Below are 19,549 nucleotides of genomic sequence, written 5' to 3'. Positions count from 1 at the left end.
TGTTATTCCTCTCCGTTCCAGTCGGGCGACGTGTCTCTGGCAATCTGAATCGCGTCATTGGATACTCCTGCCGGGACCATCGGCCAAACCATGGCATCCGGACTGACAGTGAAGTCGACCAGCACGGGCCGGTCGTTGATCTCCAACGCTTTTCGGATGGTTTCGTCGACGTCCTCATCGCTCGTGCAACGGAACGCGGCGCACCCGTAGGCCTCGGCCAACTTGACGAAGTCCGGGATCCTCCGGGAATCATGACCCGTGTTCAGGTGGGTGTTGGAGTAACGGCCGTCGTAGAACAGGGTCTGCCACTGCCGCACCATGCCCAGCGAGGAATTGTTGATCACGGCAACCTTGATGGGGATGTCATTCAGGACGCAGGTCGCCAATTCTTGGTTGGTCATTTGGAAGCAGCCGTCCCCGTCAATCGCCCACACGACCCGGTCCGGATCACCGACCTTCGCTCCCATTGCTGCGGGGACGCTGTAGCCCATCGTGCCGAGGCCCGCCGAGTTCAGCCATTGGCGCGGCCGCTCGTACCCGATGAACTGGGCGGACCACATCTGGTGCTGTCCGACCCCAGAGACGTAGATTGCCTCGGGACCGGTCAACTGACCGATCCGCTGGATGACGTGCTGGGGCGAGCCCAAGCCGTCGTCCGTGGGGACGTATCCGAGGGGGTACTCGTCCTTGATCCGATTCAGCATGGCCCACCAGCCGCCGAGGTCCCTGCGTCCTTCTTCACGCTGAACCTCCTCGACGCATTCGACCAGTTCTGGGATGACGGACTTCAAGTCCCCCACAATCGGCACGTCCGCGACACGGATCTTCGAGATCTCCGCGGGATCGACGTCGACGTGGACGATCTTTGCGTCCGGAGCGAAGGAATCGACGACACCGGTGACCCGGTCGTCGAACCGCGCGCCCAGGGCGACGAGCAGGTCCGCTTTTTGCATTGAGGTGACAGCCGGGACGGAACCGTGCATACCCGGCATCCCCAGGTGGTGCGGGTCCGAATCGGGGAATGCGCCGCGCGCCGTCAGAGTCGTGACCACGGGTGCGTCGGTCACGCTAACCAGTTCCGCTAGTTCCCGTGACGCGCCGGCACGAAGGGTTCCGCCGCCGACGTACAAAACCGGCTGCCGGGCGGCATTCAGCAACTTCGCTGCTTCTCGAACTTGCTTGTTGTGTCCTCGGACAACCGGGTGATACCCGCGCAGCTGCATGTCCACCGGCCAAGTGAAGGACATCAGGCCCTGCTGGGCATCTTTGGTGATATCCACGAGCACGGGGCCGGGACGGCCGGTCGATGCCAGATGAAAGGCTTCCATGATCATGCGCGGAACATCCTCGGGACGGGTCGCCATGTAGGAGTGTTTCGTAACGGGCATCGTCATGCCGACGATGTCTGCTTCCTGGAAAGCGTCCGTTCCCAAAACCTTGGACGACACCTGCCCCGTAATCGCAACCATGGGGACTGAGTCCATATGGGCATCGGCCAGGGCGGTGATCAGATTGGTGGCACCCGGGCCGCTCGTGGCGATGCAGACGCCGACCTTTCCGGTTGCCAGAGCATATCCTTCAGCTGCGTGCCCGGCGCCCTGCTCATGACGAACGAGAATATGATTGATGATCTCGGAATCCAGTAGCGGATCATACGTGGGCAGAATCGCCCCGCCGGGAAGACCGAAAACATCGGTGACTCCAAGTTTTTCCAGCGTGCGAATGACCGCTTCCGAACCAGTAATTCTTGGGGCGCTGCTCTGCGACCCTGAAGTCGAGGCGGCAACCGTGGCCGGCGTCGCCGACGATTCGTTGCTCATGTGATCGTCCTTCTGCTTCTGCTGTGTGCTGCGTTGCGGCGGTGTCTGTGAGTCCGCCTGGTGCTCGTTCGTCTCCGGTGGGATTCGACCTGACACGAAAAAACCCCTCGACCTAGATGTCGGTGAGGGGTCTGCGCGGTACGAGATTTTCTCGTTCTAGGCCAGGTTTGCCGCGCGACCCGCAATAATAAGCGAGACGCGTACACCGGTAAGAACGAGAGACTCGTGATGTGCCATGAACTCATAATCCGGGTCGGGACGTGAAAGGGTCAAAAACGTTTCAGAATGTGAAATCCACGCCACATATTCCGTTCGCATCCGTTCGCGACGGCGAAAGGCGTCGCATGTCAGCAATGACATGATGTGTGTCAAACCATTCGGTAACGGACCGGACCTGGATAGACTCTAAACATGTCCCCCGAAACGGAGTCCCCCCTGAACCTGGCGGAACGGTTGCACACCGTCTTCGACAGTCAGGTCATGAACTACGGCGCATACAACTTGGTCTACGCGACCGGCCGCGCTACTTACAACGAACCTTCCGCCGTTGACCGCCAAGTCACTCCGCAACGACATTTCATCCTCGGTTATCGCCGTTATCCCTCAGAGGTGATCGTGGCGCCCTTCGACCCTCGGGTTTTGGCTTCTTTGGGGCTTCCGATTGCCATCGACAATACGAACCTCGTGGATGCCACAAGCACGGCTCACGGGGAACTCGTCCTCGAGACGACTTCCGGGTCTTCCTTCGATCTGAAGGTGCTGCCTCTCGTGGAGATCGAAACTGCGTACGGCGCCGAAGTCCTCGAGCAGGAGGCCGATGCCGAGGACTTCTTGTCCTACATTCAGGACCTCGTCTCGGTCTGACGTTTCCTGCGTCACAGTGGCGGGTTTCAACTTGCACGGGATGATGCCCCTGCGTATAGTTTCTTTTCGTTGCCGACGCGGTGGGATCTAGAGTCCCCACGCGGAATGGTATGCGCCTCTAGCTCAATTGGCAGAGCAATTGACTCTTAATCAATGGGTTCCGGGTTCAAGTCCCGGGGGGCGCACGGAAGCCTTGCTTCTCGCCCATCAGCGGTAAGCGCCTCTAGCTCAATTGGCAGAGCAATTGACTCTTAATCAATGGGTTCCGGGTTCAAGTCCCGGGGGGCGCACAAATCAAGACCCGGTCCTTTCGAGGGCCGGGTCTTTTGCTGTCCAGGATCTTTCGACCCCGAGAGGGATGAGTCCTCGAGGCCATGGCTCCAAGCGGCTAGTCGGCGGTCGGCTCGGCGGCAGGGTCCGCCGTGGGACGCTGAGAGGCCACGCCTTCAGCAACCCAACGAGCCTCCTCCGGAAGGCTGTCAATGGTTTCCTTCACGATCTTAAGCGGCATCGTGTCGGTATCCGAGAGATCCATGATGACTTGTTCGAGCGCCTCTCGCAGCTCGCCATGCTCGAGAACGCCGGTGCCTGCGAGCGCTTCTTCGATCTCTGTGGCTTCGTGCAAGGCCCGTCTTCCCTTTTCCGTGATTACCATCAGGTAGCTTCGACGGTCCAGGTTGCTTCGCTGTCTCGCGATGTGACCGTAGGCCTCGAGGCGCGTCAGCGTCTTTCCCATGGTTTGCGCCTGCACGCCCACCTTGTGCGCTACCTGGGCCTGGGTCAGGCTGCCTTCTCGGCTGATCACGTCCAGGGCCATGACCCCGGCATGGGTCAGGCCTAGGGACTGCAGCTGTCGATTCCAATTGTGCTCGAGCATCCTTGCTGCGGTGGACATCAATCGACTGATCGACCATTCCTGGAGATGAGGCATGGCTGAAATTATAAGCACCCCATTCTGGACGGGGCGGAAGGGCTCAGTGATATTACGCCCGTACAATGGCCGGACACGTTACGTATTCAGCTGTACGACGGTCGGTGACCATTTTCTCGGGCGCCGTCCCCGCGATGACTGGGAGTTCTCATATGATAGATGCCACGCGACTTTCCACCGGTGACGCCGCACCCGCCTTCACATTGAAGGACGCGGAGGGGAAGGAAATCTCTCTCAAGGATTTTTCGGGTTCGAAGGTGGTCGTCTACTTCTACCCCAAGGCGTCGACGCCGGGGTGCACGACGCAAGCGTGCGACTTCCGGGACAATCTGGCCTCCCTCGAATCCCATGGATACCGGGTGATCGGCATATCGCCGGACAAACCTGAGGCCTTGCAGAAATTCGCCGGTGACCAGTCCCTCACTTTTCCGCTCCTCTCGGACCCGAATCACGACGTCGCAGAAGCATACGGGGCATGGGGCGAGAAGAAGAACTATGGCAAGGTTTCCGTCGGCCTGATTCGATCGACCATCGTGGTGGATGAATCCGGCAGGGTAGAGACCGCTCAGTACAATGTCCGTGCCAAGGGTCACGTCGCCAAGCTCCGCCGCGACCTGGGGATCGACGCCTAGAATCGTTGCCAGTTCATTCTCAGCTCCGTCGCACGCGTGTCGGTCGAGGTGCGGCAACACGCCGCCGGGATCGCCTGCGCGCTGATGTAGACTGTGCCAGTCGCCGAAGTGACTGGCATGCGCGAGTGGTGGAATTGGCAGACACGCAGGATTTAGGTTCCTGTGCCGTGTAGGCGTGCGGGTTCAAGTCCCGCCTCGCGCACCATTTCTCCGGGCCTTTGACGTGTTCCATGAACGAGTATCGGGCCGGAGCCCCTGAAAGTGTTCCGCACCGTCGTGGGATGTGACCCATGACGGCAGCCCATCGAGGAGTTGACACGTGGCAACGACCCGCCGCAGGTTCCTGACCGGTTCGCTGGGAGTCGCTGCCCTGGCACTGGCAGGTTGCGGGCGTCAGCCCCCCGCTGCCCCGGAAGCGAGCGGCTCGAGCGCTTCGTCGGAGACCACATTCGTTTTCGGTAACGCCGCAGCTGCCCCGACGCTGGATCCGTCTCTCACATCGAATCTCGAGACGTCGCGAATTGCCGCTCAAGTGCTTGAGCCTCTGGTTAAAGCAGATCAGGATACCGGCAAGCCGATACCGGGCCTGGCAACCGATTGGACGGTCTCCGGCGACGGGCTGACGTATACGTTCACCTTGCGTCAGGGCGTCACTTTCCATGACGGCACCAAGTTGACCGCGGACGCTGTCTGCCGGAATTTTCAACGCTGGTCCGAGAATACGAAGACCGAGCAGGTCAATCAGACCGCGTACCAAGCCATCTTCCGATCGACCAAAGCGGATGGGACATCCCGCCCGTCCATTTATCGTTCGTGCACCGCCTCGAGCGAGAGGACGGTCCAACTCAGAATCTCGACCCCGTACCCCTCGATCGTCAAGGCTCTGACTCAACCGGCATTCGGGATCGGTGCGCCCAGCGCATTCGACGACAACTCGTATGCTTCGCATCCCGTGGGCACGGGACCGTTCGAGCTGAAGAATTGGGATGGGCAAACGGCCGAATTATCGCGCTTCTCCGGCTACTGGGGCGAGGCAGCCCACATCAGCAAACTCAAATTCGTGACGGTCTCGAGCACACAAAAGCGGTATTACGAGATTCTCATGGGCAACATCGATGCCTACGATCAGATCGGCATCGACGACTTCGTGAACCTTGCACGTCGTGGCTACCAAATTCAGCAACGTGATCCGTACTCGGTTGCCTACGTCAGCATGAACCAGCAGTCCAGCGCCCTGTCGGACATCAAAGTCAGACGCGCCGTAGCGCACGCGATCACGCGTTCCGAAATCGCAAATACCTACTATCCCGATGGCACGAAGGTTGCGAATGATTTCGTGCCGGAGCTCTTCAAGGTCAGTGGATCGGATACGCAATCCGCTTATCGACAGGACCAAGGCCTCGCAAAGAAACTCCTCGAGGAGTCCGAGTACAACGGAGAAGAGCTGCAGTTCTTCTATCCGACGGATGTCTCCCTGGCGTACGTACAGAGTCCTGAAGCAGTCTTCGCGAAGATCGCCGGCGACCTGACTTCGGTAGGCTTCAATATCAAGCCGATGCCGATTAGCTGGAGCGACGACTACCTGACCAAAATCAACGAGTCCAACCCCAAGCGCGCCTTTGCTCTGACCGGTTACATGGGTGCCTTCCGCGACCCGGATGACTTCTTGTCGCCCCTGTTCAGGCAGGAGAACCCGCAATTCGGCTTCTCGAACAGCGACCTTTTCGAACAGGTCCGCAAGGCCTCGTCCATGTCGGACGGGGACGATCGGAACGACTTGTACAAGAAAATCAACGAGTCCGTTGCAGATCTCATGCCCGCTGTTCCTCTGGCATTTCCTATTTCGGCGGTCGCACTGAATTCAAGAGTTCTGTCCTATCCGTTGACGGCAACAGGCGTTGCAAATTTCGCTCGAATCGAACTGCGAGACCAGAAATGACGGCGTCCGACTCATTTCGCCAGAGGTACGAGGTCGGGGTTCGACCCGCACGAGTGCGCGAGATAACCTGAGAGGGAGAATGCGTCCGCGACATCCGGACGGACGCCACCCGCCCCGCGAATCCTCGGCGGGAACCCAACCGCGCATCAACGCGGAAATCATCACAGGAGATATCCATAGTGACACAGACTCACACGACCGACGTCGTCCTGGTGGGCGGCGGCATCATGAGCGCGACCCTCGGCGTCTTGTTGAACGAACTCGAGCCGAATTGGGACATTACCTTGTTCGAGCGCCTCGATCGCGTCGGCGCTGAGAGTTCCAACGCTTGGAATAACGCTGGTACCGGCCACTCGGCCCTCTGCGAGCTCAATTACTCCCCCATGAGCTCCGACGGAACCGTGGATCCGTCCAAGGCTTTGAACATCAACGAGCAATTCCAGACCAGCCGCCAGTTCTGGTCCACACTCGTCGAAGACGGCAAGATTACGGATTCTTCTTTTATCAATTCCGTCCCGCATATGTCCCTGGTGTTCGGTAAGGACCACAGCGAATATCTGAAGACTCGGTACAAGTCCCTGAGCGCCCAGAAGCTCTTCGAGCGTATGGAATTCTCACAGGATCCTTCGCAGATTGCTGAATGGGCGCCGCTGACTATGAAGGGACGCGATTCGAGCGAAACGGTCGCGGCCAATTATTCGCGTGAGGGAACCGACGTCGACTTCGGAAACCTCGCCCGCCAATTCACCGAGCATCTCGAATCCAAGGGCGCGGACATCCGATTCGGTCATGAGGTCCAGGATCTCCGCCAGGAATCGGACGGCTCGTGGAGCCTGCGTGTTCGTAATCGACTCAATTCCGAAGACGACCTGTTGGTCCGCGCGAAGTTCGTATTTCTCGGTGCCGGCGGCGGCGCCTTGCCGTTGCTTCAGAAGTCCGGAATTCCGGAGGGCAAGGGTTTCGGCGGTTTCCCCGTCTCGGGTCTGTTCTTGCGCAATTCCAGGCAGGAAACGGCCTCGCAGCACAACGCGAAGGTATACGGCCAAGCCTCCGTGGGCGCGCCGCCCATGTCAGTGCCTCACCTTGACACTCGGTGGGTCGATGGAAATCGCTCCTTGTTGTTCGGGCCGTATGCCGGGTTCAAGACCAACTTCTTGAAGCAAGGTTCCATGCTGGACCTGTTCAAGTCGGTCAAGCCGGACAACCTCTACCCGATGACTCGGGCAGGCTTGGACAACCTCGGGCTCGTGAAATACCTTCTGACAGAGCTCACCAAAAATCATCAAGCAAAGATCGACGCGCTGCAGGAATACTACCCGGCCGCGGACGGCAGCGAATGGGATCTCATTACGGCAGGTCAGCGCGTCCAGGTCATGCGCAAAGACGCCAAGAAGGGGGGCGTCCTCCAGTTCGGCACCGAGCTCATCACCAAGGGTGACGGGTCGATCGCCGCACTCCTTGGCGCCTCCCCCGGCGCGTCCACGGCGGTACCTATCATGCTGAACCTCGTGAAGAAGTGCTTCCCTGATCGTTTCGACGCGTGGTCCCCCCGTATCAAGGAACTTGTCCCTGCTTATGGTCACAAGCTCAACGACGAGCCCGAACTAGCCGACGAGATCATGGGGCATACCGCCAAGGTTCTCGGCATCAACAACTAGATGCGCTGACCATAGCGTTGTGGTCATCACGGTGCCCGTTGCCTCATTCGAGGCAACGGGCACCTTTGCACCAGGCAGAAGCAAACCGCACGGACGCCGAAACAAGAATTCGGCAACATTCTTCCCAGCGGCGTGGGACACAGTCGGATTTCGGGTACGTTATAGGCAGGCAACATGCGTTGCTCACACCCTGCACCGCGCGATTGAGTCGTGCCCAAGAAACCACGGGATCGTTATTGATGGAGCTATCCGAACAAACAATCCACAAGTCAGAACATACGTCGAAAGCGGCTCATCAGGGCAAGGCCAAAAAGCTTTCCCAGATCAGCAAGCCCGGCTGGGGCTACGTGTTCAAGAGGACGATCAATTCGTTCACGGGCAATGGAGGTACGGACCTCGCGGCCTCGTTGACTTATTTCGCCGTGCTGTCTTTGTTCCCCGGTTTATTGGCGGTCGTCTCGCTGCTCGGAGTTTTCGGAGAAGGTGAAACCACAACACAAGCAATTCTGGACTTCGTTCGCCCGTACGCTCCGGAAGAGCTGATGAGCTTGATCAAGGAGCCCGTCTCCCAGCTGACCAGTTCGACGGGGGCGGGAATCATCGCCCTGATCACCGGTATCGTTGGTGCCCTCTGGACGGCCTCCGGTTACGTCGGAGGCTTCGGGCGAGCTCTGAACCGCATCTACGGCGTGGTCGAGGGGCGTCCCATCTGGAAATTGCGTCCCATCAATTTGGTCGTGACTTTCTTCATGGTCTTGATCGTGGTGGTCATGATGATGGTGCTCTTGCTCTCCGGTGGTGTGCTGCACGCGGCGGGCGACTGGATCGGCCTCGGTGACACTGCGGTCGCGGTGTGGAGCTGGGCGCGTTGGGTCGTGCTGTTGATCCTCGCCGTAGCGCTCATCGCTTTGCTCTACTACGCGACGCCGAACGTCAAACAACCCAAACTCCACTGGCTGAGTCCGGGAGCGGCTTTTTCCCTCATCGCGATGGCCGTTGCCGGTGCGGCCTTCGGTTTCTACGTTTCCAATTTCGGCAATTACAACGCAACGTACGGAACCATCGGCGGCGTCATCGTGATGCTGTTGTTCATATGGATCATGAACAACGTATTGCTCTTCGGTGCGGTGCTGGATTCCGAGCTCGAAAGAGCCCGTGAACTCGAGGCTGGCATCCGGGCCGAGGATCACCTGCAGCTTCCGCCTCGCGACACCCGTCAGGCCCACAAACAAGTCGAAGCTCGTCAGAAATTCGTCGACGAGGGACGCAAATTGCGTCTTCAGAATGATCGTTTGGACTATTCGGACTAGGACCCGCCGTGCCCGAACTTCGCTGGACCCGCGTCACCGGCCGTCACGCCGAGGACGCGGGTTTTCCGCCTCTGGTCGCGATCCACGGATTCGCGACGACAGTCACGCAGTGCTGGCTGGCCACTGGCTGGCTGCGTCGACTTGGCAGCTCAAGGAACCTCATTTTCATCCATATGCCGTGGCATGCCGACGAGTCGGTCACTGATGCCCTGAATCGCCTCGATTCCCGGCGGAAGGTCACTCACGGCAGTATTGAGATCGAGGACTCGGCGCGGCACCCCTTGGGCCCTCTCGATGTTCTTGATGCGTTGTCCGAAGCTGTTCGACAGGCCCTCATCTCCAGTCCTCAGGACACAGGTTGGTCCCGGGCGACTTCGGTAGACCTCCTTGGATATTCTCTTGGTGCCAGGCTCGCCTGGGACTTTGCGGCAGAAGAACCGTCCTTGATACGGCGAGTGGCATTGGGTGGGCTCCCCGCCCATGACGGCTTGGCTGAAGTCTGCCGTGTGCTGAGCGCCGGATCCTTCGCAAGCGTTACTCGGCCGTCGTCAGCTACGGCCGAAATCGAACAGTTCGTCCACGATTCTGTCTTGGACAAGGCCGGATTGATGCTGTGTGCCGAACGGTTGAGTTCGCCGCCTTTCACCCCGTCTTTCGAAAACGCCCCGAAACAGCCCTCACTTCTGGTGACCGGGCAGGAGGATCAGATCGCCAAGGATTCGGCGGAGCTTCTGCGTTACCTCAACGACGGAGCCTGCTTCATCGAGTTACCGGGCCGCACGCACGTCGATGCTCTGACCTCCGGAGAATTTGCCCGTGCGGTCGTCAGACATCTCGGCGAAGATTAAGCCGTGAAGTGAGCTGACAGACTTGGGCCTGAGACATTGTGGTTGACTGATGTTAACGGTGGCCCCCTGACAAGTGGCACACCGCGACCCAGCCCATTCACTGCTCTCCAAGGAGGCTCTCATGCAGAAGGTCAAGGCCGTTATTTCTCGTGAAAAGGACGCACCGGTCGAAGTCACCACGATCAACGTTCCCGATCCCGGTCCGGGCGAAGCGCTCGTCAAAGTTCTGACCTGCGGGGTCTGCCAAACGGACCTTCATTACAAGCGCGGCGGCGTGGGAGACAACTTCCCGTACTTGCTGGGACATGAGGCTTCCGGCGTGGTGGAAGCCACCGGCGATGGCGTCACCGAGGTTGAGCCCGGTGATCATGTGATCCTGAATTGGCGCGCTGTATGCGGCGAATGCCGTGCGTGCCGCAAGGGCCAGCCTCAGTACTGCTTCGACACGCACAATGCCGAACAGAAAATGACCCTCGAGGACGGTACCGAGCTCGAGGCGGCACTCGGAATTGGGGCGTTTGCCGAGAAGACTCTTGTGGCCGCCGGTCAGTGCACCAAGATCGAGGGCGATCTGGACACGGATCAGTATGGCGCCGTCGGACTCTTGGGTTGCGGTATTACTGCGGGCATCGGGGCCGCGATCAATACGGGGCAGGTTGCACGCGGCGAATCCGTTGCCGTGATCGGTTGCGGAGGCGTTGGTACGGCGGCGATTGCGGGTTCGGCACTGGCAGGGGCGACAAAAATCATTGCCGTGGACATCGATGACGAAAAACTGAAGACGGCCCGCAGCCTGGGTGCGACCGATACGGTCAACTCCTCATCGCACGACCCGGTGGAGACCATCCGCGAATTGACCGGTGGGTTCGGCGCGGATCTCGTGATCGATGCCGTGGGCATCGCCAAAACCTTCGAGCAGGCGTTCCAGGCTCGCGATCTGGCCGGACGAGTAGTCCTGGTAGGGGTGCCCGACCCGGGGACCACACTGGAGCTGCCCTTGGACGAGGTTTTTTCACGCGGCGGCTCCATCAAGTCAGCTTGGTACGGGGACACTCTTCCGTCGAGGGACTTCCCTATGCTCGTCGACCAGTACCTCTTGGGCCGTCTGGATCTGGACGCATTCGTCTCCGAAAAGATCGGTCTGGAAGACATCGAACCCGCATTTGACAAGATGCAGCAAGGAAAAGTTTTGCGATCAGTCGTCGAAGTATCGGAGGCCTAGAAATGGCACAGAGCACCGTCCAGCACGTAGAAACCAGTGGAACCTTCAGCCTCGACGGCGGAACCTGGGACGTCGACAATAACGTATGGGTCGTGGGCGATGCACAGGGTTGCGTCGTGATCGACCCGGCCCACGATGTGGATGCTGTTGCAGAACTGGTCGGTTCCCGAACGGTCGAGAAGATCCTCCTGACCCACGCTCACGATGATCACGCGGGGCTCGCGGTCGAAGCGGCCGAGCGATTCGGCGCGCCTGTGTTCTTGCACGCGGAGGAGCAACCTCTGTGGAAGCTCACACACGGCGAGCCGGCACCGTCCTTCCAGCGGCTGACGGACGGGTATGAGATTTCCGTCGGAGACGCTACCCTGACAGCCATTCACACTCCTGGGCATTCGCCCGGTTCAGTGTGTTTCTATTCGGAAGATCTCCAGTGGAATGGTAAATCGCCGGTTCTGTTCTCCGGCGACACTCTGTTCCAGGGCGGCCCAGGCGCAACCGGACGGTCGTACAGCGATTTCCCCACGATCATCGCCTCGATCAGTGAGCGGCTCCTCATGCTACCCGAGCAAACGGTTGTGCTGACGGGTCACGGACCCTCCACGACGATCGGCGATGAAGCGCCTCACCGACAGGAATGGATCGACCGAGGCGAATAGGAACCGAAGCTCCTCGGCGGCAATCATCAGCCGCTCGCGCTGTGCTTGCCGCCGAGGATGTCCGATTCGAAATTCCTGCGCCACAGGTAACCGTAGGTGTGGCCCAGGACGAGGTACACCGCGGCGCTGAGGACCGGCAGCAGAAGGGCCGTGTTGTACCCCTGGGAGTCCCCGAGGACCGTTCCCCACACGAGTCCCAGGGCCGTACCGCCCAAAAGGGCTGCGAAGGTTGACGTCATCACGAGGTCCAAGGCATCCGCGGGCGTAATGGCCGTCGCCACGGAATCCGTGACGATCAGGGCGATACCGACCGCGAACCCCAAGAAGATCAGGGCAATTGCCATGGTTGGGATCGATCCGGGCATCGAGGCGGGAAGAGCGACCAGAGTCAATGCGCAGCCCCAGAAGAGCCACGCGCCCCAGGTCCAGGTACGGACTTGGAGAAGGTTGGCTGCGATCGCCGCGACCAGAGAACTGAGTCCCAGGACCGCGTAGAGCAATCCCACCCCCTCGACGGAATCGAAATTCTGGCTCAGGCTCACGAGCGAGGACTGCATGGACCCCAAGAGCAACCCGAGAGTGCCCATGCCGATGACGGGCAACCACATGAGTTTCCGACGGGTTGCATTGTCCTTTGCCTCCTCCGGACTCACATTTTCCGGTTTGGGCAATGGGGCCTCCGCGTGACGAAGCCGAGTGAGAGCGAAAGCGGTCACTGTGACCACGTTGATGGCCGCGACGAGCAGGAGTGCCGCGTGCGCGTGCCACAACAGCGACGCCACACCGGTGACTGCGGCTCCCAAAGCAATCGCGACGACGTCGGCCACGGATTCGAAAGCCAAAGACGAGCTGAGAAGTTTCCGGTCCGCCAGGCGGTGTGATTCATCCGCCCACCGTATTCGGGCCAGAGCTGCTACCGGGGCGGATGTCGCTCCCGTCAGGATGCACCCCGCCAGAAGGCCGGGGACGGAACCCTGGGATGATTGTTGCATCTTGACAGACTCGCTGATGAGCCACAGGATCGAGGCAACGTTCGAGAATACGCAGAAAAGAAGGACGAGTCTCTGGCCGAACTTCTCGGCAATGGCTCCGTATATGGGGACGACTACTGCGATGCTGAGCGCGACGGCACCGGCGGCGAACCCGCCGAGCAGGATCTCATCCGTCCAGGACACGATCATGATCAGGGTACCCAGCGGCAACATAGCCACGGGCAGTCGGGCAATCACGGAAATGGCGAGATACCCCAAGCCGGCTAGGCCGGTGAGGACTCGCAAGCGGTCCATCGTGCTTTCGGAGCGGCGGCCTCTTCGCCCCGCGTCCCCGTGCTCTTTGGGCTGCTCGTCGGCGGGGCGACGTTCTGAGACAACAGACGGTGAGTCGGTCTGTGACGGATTGATCATGCTGTCTTCGACTCCAATGACGAACCGCTGGGGGAACTTTTGATTCTCACGTGCTGGGGAATTCTCGTTTTCATGTCGGCGACGTGGCTGACGAGTCCGATGACTCGGCCATTTTCGCGCAAACCGTCGATAGCATCCATGACGCCGTCCAATGTGTCTTCGTCCAGGGAACCGAATCCTTCATCAACAAAAAGTGTATCCACCTCTATGCCCCCGGCGCGTGCTTGGACAACGTCCGCCAGCCCCAGAGCGAGACACAGCGAAGCCATAAAGGTCTCTCCCCCGGACAACGAGGTTGTCGGACGAGCCTCGGAGGTCCATGCATCGAAGATCTCCAGGCCGAGACCGGACTTTCTATTCTTTCCGGCAGCCGCGTCAGTGTGCTGGATGCTGAACCTACCGTTGGTCATCTCGCGCAACCGCACCGTGGCCGCGCCCGCAATTTCCTCCAGCTGAGCGGCCAGGACAAACGTCGTCAGCGACATACGCTGTTGATTCTCTCCGCCGATTCCGGAGGCGACGTCCGCAAGGTCCTTGAGCTTCCTCGCTTTCTCCGCGACGTCGCGTACACGATCCTGCAGGGTTTCGTCCTGCTCGGAGACGCGTTTGATCGAACCCAGACCTTCGCGGAAGACCGTCTCGCGAGACAGCGCTTCTTCATGCTGGCTCGTCTTGGCTTCGGCTTGCCGCCGAGCCTCGTCAAGTCCCTCCGCATCGGGCCGAGTCTCGCCGTCGCCCATACGCGCCAGTAGGGACCGATGCCATGGCGCGTTCCACGCTTCGTCGAGCCTCGCCCTTTCTTCCTCGTCACGGCGCAGCTCCTCCCGCATGGCTTCCAATGCCTGGGGTTCAACCAAATTTTTCTCGACGGTCTCGAGGTCTCCGAATCCGCTGTCAGAAAGAGCCTGCTCAAAACTCTGCTGGAGTGCTCGAGCGTTCTCGCGCAATGCCTCCACATGACCTCGGTGTTGAGTCGTTGACGACCGGTTGTTACGCAGTTGTTCGATCCTGCGCTGGATCGTAACCAGCTGGTCCCGGGACGGGACGTTCTTCAAGGCACGTACGGCCTCATCGTAACGACCGTCGAGTTCTTTGATCCGTGAGTCGAGGACTCCGACCTCGAGTTCCACAGAACGCAGCCGCGGCTCGATTTCCCGGATTTCCTCTGCGATCGATTCTTGTTGCCGCTGAACGACCTCGACCCGCCGTTGTTTCTCAACCAGTGATTGATGTTGCTCGGTCGCAGCGCGAGCCGCGGATTCGGCATCGGTCACGCTCTCCATGGCTCCCTGGCTACGAAGCTCCGCTTCGACCCGCTTCAGCTCCGCCGTTTGAGTGAAGGTTTCCTTGGCACGTGCTTCGGCTCTTTCCCGTTCTGCGGCGGCCTGCTCGAGAACCTCTTCCGAGACGAGCGGATCGTCCGACGAAGCGTGCGTTGGTGCCGGCGACGGGTGCTCCTTCGAGCCGCAGACAGGGCAGGGCAGGTCGTCCTGCAGCTCATCGGCCAGCACTCTGACTGCTTGTTGGAACCTGCGGCTCATGAGCTCCTCGACGCGTTGCGAGGCTCTTTGCCGTTGTTTCTCGGCCCGCTCGGCTTCCTCGGCAACCGTGCTGATACGTTCCCGGATGGCCACGATACGGCGCGAAAGTTCCAGGACTTTCGAGGACTCGGCCAGTGCCGCGGAAGCTTCCGGCAAGCCTTTCAGCTCCATTGCGAGCTCATCTTGTTCCTGGGACAGAGCGTCCTTCGATTGCTCGATGGTCTCAAGGCGAGACGCGGCTTCGGAGGCCTGTTTCCGGAGTTCTTCGCGTCTGTCGAGCGGGGCCTGACGGGAGGCCTCGAGATCCTCGACTTCCCCAACACGCCTCAGCAGCTCGTGGACTCGCTCACGGCGCCGATCAAGAAGCGCTCCGTACTTTTCTTCGTCGGCGTCGCTCTCGCCCGACCAATACGCCTTTTCAAGCCTTCTTTCTTCCGCAGTCTCGACGTCGACCGATACTGGTTCAGCAAGCAATGCCCGCGAGCGCGACCGCAGCTCATCGAGCTCCTTCTCCTTCTCTGCCAGAGACCTTTCGCCAAGTGACAATCTCCTCCGTGCCTCGTCTACGGGGACCGCACGTTTCGCGGCTTCAACTCGTCGACGCCGGAGAACAACACACTCCTCCGATTCGGTCACGATTTGCCGTCGCTCCACGAGGCGGTCGTGTTCGGCCCACTCCCCTAGGCCACGTTGCAAAGCATCCGCACGCCGATTCATTTCGGTCGACTCTGCGCTCAGACGCTTTCGGATCCGGGAGGCTTCCTGTGCCGCCTGCTCGAGACGACTCGCCGCGCCCTGCATATCGATCACCTCGACGTCGCCCGCGCTGTCCAGAAGCCCGTCAGTCGGAATCTCCAGACGCCTCAGAAGGGAAGCGACTTCGACGTGACCCCGTCTGATGTCCGTCGTCAAGGACTTCAATTCTTCGGAAGCGGAGTCGGACCTGTCCTTGAGCACGTCCCGTATTCCGGAGTACAGCTCGACGGGGAATAGCCGGCGCAACAATTTTTCTCTCTCGTCCGAGGTCGCGGAGAGGAACCGGGCGAACTGTCCTTGGGGCAGCATCACGACTTGAGCGAATTGTTCACGGTTCAGACCGAAGATCTCGTTGATGATCTTGCCGGCCTCGTCATGGCGAACGGACAGGACGTCCCATGCGGAGTCCGCGTCGGAGGCATAGCTTTCAACGGGGCGTCGAGAGAGCGTGACTTGCGCGTTCTGGGTCACCCATCCGCTTTTCGCTCGCTTGGAGGGGCGAGACCACTCGGGAGAGCGCCGTATTCTGTACCGCTGACGGCCAACCGTAAGTTCCAACTCGACATAGGGTGCCGTCCCCGGCTGAGCAAAATCCGAGTAGAGGCCTTTTGAGTTCTCCGGGCGCGTTGTGGAACCGTAGAGGGCAAAGCAGATGGCATCGAAGATCGTGGATTTTCCGGCGCCCGTCGGCCCGCTCAATAAGAAGATTCCGGCGCTGTTCAGCGGTTGGAAGTCGATCTTTTCTTTCCCTGGGAACGGTCCGAACGCGCACAGCTCGAGATGGTGAATCCTCATGCCTCGGCTCCCTCGGCAGAGGACGCATCCACATCGGAGGCTGCTCTGCGTTTCTCGGCCTGGCCTACGGCAGAGACGATCTCCGCCCGCTCATACGGATCCAGCTCCCGGCCGCGGACTTGATCGTAGAAGGCCGCGCACGCTTCGACGGGCGATTGTGCCCTGGCCAGGCGGGAAGAGTATGAATTCTCATTCGCCCCGGCGAGATTCGCGAAGTTGAGCTCCAGGGCGTCCGGAAAACGAGTTCTGAGCCGTTCCATCGGGTGGGCCGGGCGTCTTCGGTCGGTCACGGTGATCTGGCACAGGCATGACTCTGCCCAGGAATACTCGGGCGAGGACATGAGCTCTTCGAATTCACCCGTGAGGCAGGCCAAGTCCAGCGTGTGCTCCCACTCGTGGTCTTCGACCGTCAGAGCGTCTTCGGAGGTCTCCAGGAGCCAGAATCCTTTGGTGTGGCGCGCTTCCGAGAAGGAGAAGGCCAGGGGCGAACCGCTGTACCTCACGTTCCCGCGCACAATCTGCCTCCCGTGCAAGTGTCCGAGTGCCGCATAGTCGAACCCATCGAAGAGGTTGGCGGAAACCAAGCCCAGGTTGCCGGTGTCCAGGATTCGTTCCGAGTCGGAGGCCTCGGCCCCGCTCGCGAAACAATGGGCCATGACGATGGCGTGTTGATTCGAGCGCCGCTGTCGATCCGTCGCCGCTTCGGCCACGGCCGCGCCCAGCACCTCGTGGTGAGTGGGGTTCGAACCGAGCTCGGCAGCGGCGGACCGTGGGTCGAGGTACGGGATACCGTAGACCAAGGTGCCGTCCTCCAGAGTCACGGGACGTCGGATGTCCTCAATCCGCGTGCGGAAATGGACTCCTGCAGACTCCAACAACTGTGACGCAAAGCCAAGCCGTGCTGCGGAATCGTGATTTCCGCTCGTCACGACGACCTCGATCTCTTGAGCCCTGAGCCTGGTCAGCAGACGCGAAAACTGTTCGATGACGTCGGTACGGGGCGAAGCCTGGTCGTAGACGTCTCCCGAAATCAGCACCGCCCCCACCTCCAGGTTTTCGCAAACCGAAGCCAGCTCGTTGCACCACAGTTCATGGTCGTGGAACAGGGACCGTCCGTGGAATGAGCGTCCGAGGTGAAGATCCGAAGTATGAAGGATTCTCATAGTTTCAACCTATCCCGCCTGAGCGACAAGTGAGGACCGCACGATGTCCCGGCCCTCGCAGATAGAATGACCCGTATGCCCGACATAGCCAGCCTGCCTTCTTCGCTCACTCCGCTGGATCCTGCCTACGAGGACACCGTGCGTCGCCTCACCACGATTGCTACGACCGTCGCTCCAGCGCTGTCCATCGGGGCCCTGGCCGCGTTGGAGGGCATGAGCGACGTTGTCGAGTGGGCCTCTCACGGACAGTCGGCTGACGAGACAGCATCGATCTGGCTCCAGAATTTCCGGTGGGCTCGAATACTCGGTCTCACAATCTCCGATGACGCACCGGTTCCACCAAGAACGGGGTGGGAAGACCTCGTCCTCGACGACCAACCTCGATTCTCACCGCGGCTATCCGAAATCGACCCGGTCAGCGCCGAGGCGCTGGTCCTGGGCCATATGCAGTATCCGGCACGGCATGCGTTCCCCGAGGCGAGTTCGGCGGCTTTTCTGCCGAGACTGACCCCCTTGGCCTTTTATCCCCAGAACTCGGCGCCGCACCTCGGCCAGCTCGCGGCCAACATTACGTCCCTCACGCACGGTTCGCCCGAAGCGCTGGCCTCCGGCATCGCTTGGGTTTTCCTGCTCCGGTATTGCCTCTCGCCGGAGCTATCGGAGGACAGCTCGGACACGGAACGAGTTCTCGACGCGTGCAGGAAAGTGACCGGGTTTCTGCCTCCTTTGGACGGAAATGACACGGAGGTTCCCCAGGGGCTCCGCGCCCAATACGCAGCTACGGGCAGCTCATCGCGCAGCCTCCGGGGGATTTTTTCCTCCGCACCGCTGACCACGGGCGTTCTGAGGGACTACGCGGGACATCCCGGCGCGTCTTCTGTTGACAGACCCGAATGTGTTGAGGCACTGGCCAGCGCAATCGGCAGCGCAGCGGGCTCCTCCTCGCAGCACGGCTCGATTCGGGTCTCCTCGCACCTCGGGCTGGTGTTACGGGAAGCAATACGCTTGGGGAGCACCGGTGATCTGCCCGCTCCCGCTCTCCCCCGGGCCCTGGAATCCTGTCTCGAACGATGGATCGGCGCGATGCACGCCTGGGTCAGGCTCGTTCCGTCCAGGTGAGCGCCCCGGACTATCATCCGGGAAGATGTGCCTTGTGATCATCGAACCAGGCGTCGGTTCGCTCGAGCGATTGCCGAGTGATGGCACCGCCACCGCCATTGACGACGGCATACCCGACGGACTGGAGCGGCATGAGCCGATGCACAATCTTGCCTCGTTCGGCCCAGTCCTTGCCCACGCACTTGGTGATGACGTCCCAACCGTACCAATTTGCGGCGGCGGCGATGTCCCACGACGGGTCGCCCATTGCCGCGTGATCCCAATCGATGACTCCGGTCATCTTGTCCTTGATCCACAAAATATTGTGGCCGGAAAAATCCGAGTGGATGATTCTGGGCTCAACGGGGTCCATCGCTAGGACGTCGTCGATCAGGCGGTGAGCAATCCGCCGGTTTCCCGGAAAGAGCAGCGGGACGACGCGCTCCCGCAAGGTCTTTTCCCAATCATCGCTGCCCCAATGCTGGTGGGCCGGCTCCAGATAAGGTTCGAGCGGCACTGGGTCCATTCCTCCGATGGCGCGCAGCGCTCGGCCGAGAGGTCGAGCGGGCGCCGGCCCGATGTCGCGTGCCTCGCCAGGGATCCAGCTCAACCCGACCGCTGTGAATCCGGATCGGGAGATCACACGCGTCAGCGGGCGCGGAACGGCGAAAGGCAGGTCGTCCGGAAGCGCACGCAGTAGTTGCGTCCTTCTGCCCATCGACTCCCCAGCGCTGAGGGTCTTGGCAACCCTCACGCTGAGGCGATGGCCCGCATTGACGACGATGTGGGCAGAGCCGTTGGAGTGGACGTCCCATTCTTCGGGACCCACGGTCACACCGGCCTGATCCAATACGGCCTTGATGAGGGGGAAGTATCGCATCTGGGCGAATCTGGACATGCGGGACAAGGATAA

General features: G+C 60.4%; 15 protein-coding genes and 3 tRNA genes. 12 read left to right on the top strand and 6 right to left on the bottom strand.

Annotation, left to right across the window (positions count from 1 at the left end; all coding sequences use genetic code 11):
• Nucleotides 1–2 precede the first annotated feature (2 nt).
• Nucleotides 3–1,820, bottom strand: a complete 1,818-nt coding sequence (locus sake_RS05335; protein WP_129359842.1) for an acetolactate synthase large subunit — start codon at nucleotides 1,818–1,820, stop codon at nucleotides 3–5.
• A gap of 411 nt (nucleotides 1,821–2,231) precedes the next feature.
• Here sake_RS05335 and sake_RS05330 point away from each other — a divergent pair, with 411 nt between their 5' ends.
• The 3 genes from sake_RS05330 (at nucleotide 2,232) to sake_RS05320 (ending at nucleotide 2,974) form a co-directional block, all read left to right on the top strand.
• Nucleotides 2,232–2,684: a hypothetical protein gene (locus tag sake_RS05330; protein WP_129359843.1), complete on the top strand. Its 453-nt coding sequence runs from the start codon at nucleotides 2,232–2,234 to the stop codon at nucleotides 2,682–2,684.
• 112 nt (nucleotides 2,685–2,796) lie between these two features.
• Nucleotides 2,797–2,869, top strand: a tRNA-Lys gene (locus sake_RS05325).
• A gap of 32 nt (nucleotides 2,870–2,901) precedes the next feature.
• Nucleotides 2,902–2,974 (top strand) — tRNA-Lys (locus sake_RS05320).
• Nucleotides 2,975–3,072: 98 nt separating this feature from the next.
• Here the strand turns inward: sake_RS05320 and sake_RS05315 are convergent.
• A complete protein-coding gene (locus sake_RS05315) occupies nucleotides 3,073–3,615 on the bottom strand; it encodes a MarR family winged helix-turn-helix transcriptional regulator (protein WP_238147624.1) in 543 nt (180 codons plus the stop codon).
• A gap of 152 nt (nucleotides 3,616–3,767) precedes the next feature.
• On the opposite strand from sake_RS05315, the gene bcp reads away from it, so the two are divergent.
• The 8 genes from bcp to sake_RS05275 all read left to right on the top strand — a co-directional run bounded on the left by bcp (nucleotide 3,768) and on the right by sake_RS05275 (nucleotide 11,880).
• Nucleotides 3,768–4,247, top strand: a complete 480-nt coding sequence (bcp, locus tag sake_RS05310; RefSeq protein ID WP_178945580.1) for a thioredoxin-dependent thiol peroxidase — start codon at nucleotides 3,768–3,770, stop codon at nucleotides 4,245–4,247.
• A gap of 119 nt (nucleotides 4,248–4,366) precedes the next feature.
• Nucleotides 4,367–4,452, top strand: a tRNA-Leu gene (locus sake_RS05305).
• 114 nt (nucleotides 4,453–4,566) lie between these two features.
• On the top strand, nucleotides 4,567–6,186 hold the full coding sequence (locus sake_RS05300) for an ABC transporter substrate-binding protein (protein ID WP_178945579.1): 1,620 nt from the start codon (nucleotides 4,567–4,569) through the stop codon (nucleotides 6,184–6,186).
• 176 nt (nucleotides 6,187–6,362) lie between these two features.
• Complete coding sequence (locus sake_RS05295) at nucleotides 6,363–7,844, top strand: malate:quinone oxidoreductase (RefSeq protein ID WP_129359846.1); 1,482 nt, start codon at nucleotides 6,363–6,365, stop codon at nucleotides 7,842–7,844.
• 239 nt (nucleotides 7,845–8,083) lie between these two features.
• The gene (locus tag sake_RS05290; RefSeq protein WP_178945578.1) at nucleotides 8,084–9,154 is read left to right on the top strand and encodes a YihY/virulence factor BrkB family protein; all 1,071 of its coding nucleotides are present in this window, start codon (nucleotides 8,084–8,086) and stop codon (nucleotides 9,152–9,154) included.
• Nucleotides 9,155–9,162: 8 nt separating this feature from the next.
• On the top strand, nucleotides 9,163–10,002 hold the full coding sequence (locus sake_RS05285) for an alpha/beta fold hydrolase (RefSeq protein ID WP_178945577.1): 840 nt from the start codon (nucleotides 9,163–9,165) through the stop codon (nucleotides 10,000–10,002).
• A gap of 121 nt (nucleotides 10,003–10,123) precedes the next feature.
• Nucleotides 10,124–11,224, top strand: coding sequence for an S-(hydroxymethyl)mycothiol dehydrogenase (locus sake_RS05280; protein WP_129359849.1), 1,101 nt, complete (start codon nucleotides 10,124–10,126; stop codon nucleotides 11,222–11,224).
• Nucleotides 11,225–11,226: 2 nt separating this feature from the next.
• Nucleotides 11,227–11,880 carry an MBL fold metallo-hydrolase gene (locus sake_RS05275; RefSeq protein ID WP_178945576.1) on the top strand — a complete coding sequence of 218 codons (654 nt, stop codon included), beginning with the start codon at nucleotides 11,227–11,229 and terminating at the stop codon, nucleotides 11,878–11,880.
• 26 nt (nucleotides 11,881–11,906) lie between these two features.
• Here the strand turns inward: sake_RS05275 and sake_RS05270 are convergent, their stop codons facing one another.
• Genes sake_RS05270 through sake_RS05260 form a run of 3 tightly spaced genes read right to left on the bottom strand, consistent with a single transcriptional unit; the run spans nucleotide 11,907 to nucleotide 17,538 of the window.
• Nucleotides 11,907–13,283, bottom strand: coding sequence for an MFS transporter (locus sake_RS05270; protein ID WP_129359851.1), 1,377 nt, complete (start codon nucleotides 13,281–13,283; stop codon nucleotides 11,907–11,909).
• Complete coding sequence (locus sake_RS05265) at nucleotides 13,280–16,375, bottom strand: AAA family ATPase (protein ID WP_178945575.1); 3,096 nt, start codon at nucleotides 16,373–16,375, stop codon at nucleotides 13,280–13,282. The genes sake_RS05270 and sake_RS05265 overlap by 4 nt, the downstream gene beginning before the upstream one ends.
• Nucleotides 16,372–17,538 carry an exonuclease SbcCD subunit D gene (locus sake_RS05260; protein ID WP_178945574.1) on the bottom strand — a complete coding sequence of 389 codons (1,167 nt, stop codon included), beginning with the start codon at nucleotides 17,536–17,538 and terminating at the stop codon, nucleotides 16,372–16,374. The genes sake_RS05265 and sake_RS05260 overlap by 4 nt, the downstream gene beginning before the upstream one ends.
• Before the next feature lie 75 nt (nucleotides 17,539–17,613).
• On the opposite strand from sake_RS05260, the gene sake_RS05255 reads away from it, so the two are divergent.
• Nucleotides 17,614–18,657, top strand: a complete 1,044-nt coding sequence (locus sake_RS05255) for an ADP-ribosylglycohydrolase family protein (protein WP_178945573.1) — start codon at nucleotides 17,614–17,616, stop codon at nucleotides 18,655–18,657.
• Nucleotides 18,658–18,670: 13 nt separating this feature from the next.
• Here sake_RS05255 and sake_RS05250 read toward each other — a convergent pair whose 3' ends face one another.
• Complete coding sequence (locus tag sake_RS05250) at nucleotides 18,671–19,534, bottom strand: phosphotransferase family protein (protein WP_129359856.1); 864 nt, start codon at nucleotides 19,532–19,534, stop codon at nucleotides 18,671–18,673.
• Nucleotides 19,535–19,549 lie beyond the last annotated feature (15 nt).

It is taken from the genome of Kocuria sp. TGY1127_2, from assembly GCF_013394385.1.
Taxonomy (GTDB): Bacteria; Actinomycetota; Actinomycetes; order Actinomycetales; family Micrococcaceae; genus Rothia.
Note: the sequence above shows the minus strand (reverse complement) of the source record. Positions and strands in the feature narration are given on the sequence as shown.

Bases quoted from the DNA above. Each gene is read 5' to 3' on its own strand.
- sake_RS05260 (WP_178945574.1), bottom strand. From the start codon at position 17,538: ATGAGAATCCTTCATACTTCGGATCTTCACCTCGGACGCTCATTCCAC.
- sake_RS05275 (WP_178945576.1), top strand. From the start codon at position 11,227: ATGGCACAGAGCACCGTCCAGCACGTAGAAACCAGTGGAACCTTCAGC.
- sake_RS05335 (WP_129359842.1), bottom strand. From the start codon at position 1,820: ATGAGCAACGAATCGTCGGCGACGCCGGCCACGGTTGCCGCCTCGACT.
- sake_RS05255 (WP_178945573.1), top strand. From the start codon at position 17,614: ATGCCCGACATAGCCAGCCTGCCTTCTTCGCTCACTCCGCTGGATCCT.
- sake_RS05265 (WP_178945575.1), bottom strand. From the start codon at position 16,375: ATGAGGATTCACCATCTCGAGCTGTGCGCGTTCGGACCGTTCCCAGGG.
- sake_RS05270 (WP_129359851.1), bottom strand. From the start codon at position 13,283: ATGATCAATCCGTCACAGACCGACTCACCGTCTGTTGTCTCAGAACGT.
- sake_RS05290 (WP_178945578.1), top strand. From the start codon at position 8,084: ATGGAGCTATCCGAACAAACAATCCACAAGTCAGAACATACGTCGAAA.
- sake_RS05250 (WP_129359856.1), bottom strand. From the start codon at position 19,534: ATGTCCAGATTCGCCCAGATGCGATACTTCCCCCTCATCAAGGCCGTA.
- sake_RS05315 (WP_238147624.1), bottom strand. From the start codon at position 3,615: ATGCCTCATCTCCAGGAATGGTCGATCAGTCGATTGATGTCCACCGCA.
- bcp (WP_178945580.1), top strand. From the start codon at position 3,768: ATGATAGATGCCACGCGACTTTCCACCGGTGACGCCGCACCCGCCTTC.
- sake_RS05330 (WP_129359843.1), top strand. From the start codon at position 2,232: ATGTCCCCCGAAACGGAGTCCCCCCTGAACCTGGCGGAACGGTTGCAC.
- sake_RS05280 (WP_129359849.1), top strand. From the start codon at position 10,124: ATGCAGAAGGTCAAGGCCGTTATTTCTCGTGAAAAGGACGCACCGGTC.